The sequence below is a fragment of the Rhodobacter sp. P2_H5 genome (assembly GCF_056403335.1).
In genome coordinates, this window is sequence record NZ_JBFUFS010000144.1 from 1 (window position 1) to 562 (window position 562).

1 protein-coding gene is annotated in these 562 nt (G+C 62.3%); it reads right to left on the reverse strand.

The window, feature by feature from the left end; genetic code table 11:
• Positions 1-562 (reverse strand): carbohydrate ABC transporter permease (locus AC1DVR_RS24005; RefSeq protein WP_478003125.1); only part of this gene is annotated, 562 nt, incomplete at both ends.

The window sequence follows — 562 nt, forward strand, 5'->3', positions numbered from 1 at the left end:
GCCGAAAAGCCGACGATGGGTTCGAAGACGCGGAAATTGTCCATGAGCTGCACCAGCGCCACGAAGGTCGCAAGCGGCATCAGATGCGGCATGATCACGAACCGGGTGGATTGCCAGCGCGTGGCACCGTCGATCCGCGCCGATTCCAGCGTGTCTTGCGGCACGGTTTGCAGGCCGGCGTAAAACACCACAAAGGAAAACGGCCCGTTGGTCCAGACGCCATAGGTCAGAATGACGATCCAGGTCAGCACCGGCGAGGCGCGCAGGCTCAGCGTGGGGTCGCCGGTCAGCCATTGCAGCGTGGCACCGAATATCCCCGCCGGATTGAACATCCATGACAGGATCAGCGAGCCGATCAGGGGGGTGATGATCATCGGCAGGATCGACACGAAGATCGCCGGGCCCTTCAGGACCTTCGGCATCGTGTTCACCGCAAGCGCTATGGCAAAGCCAAGCGCCATCGCCAGCGGGGTGACGATAAAGCAATAGGTCAGGGTGAAGGCCAGCGCCCGATAGAAGGGCAGGTTCATCAGCCGCGCGGCGATATCGGCCAGGCCGGTGT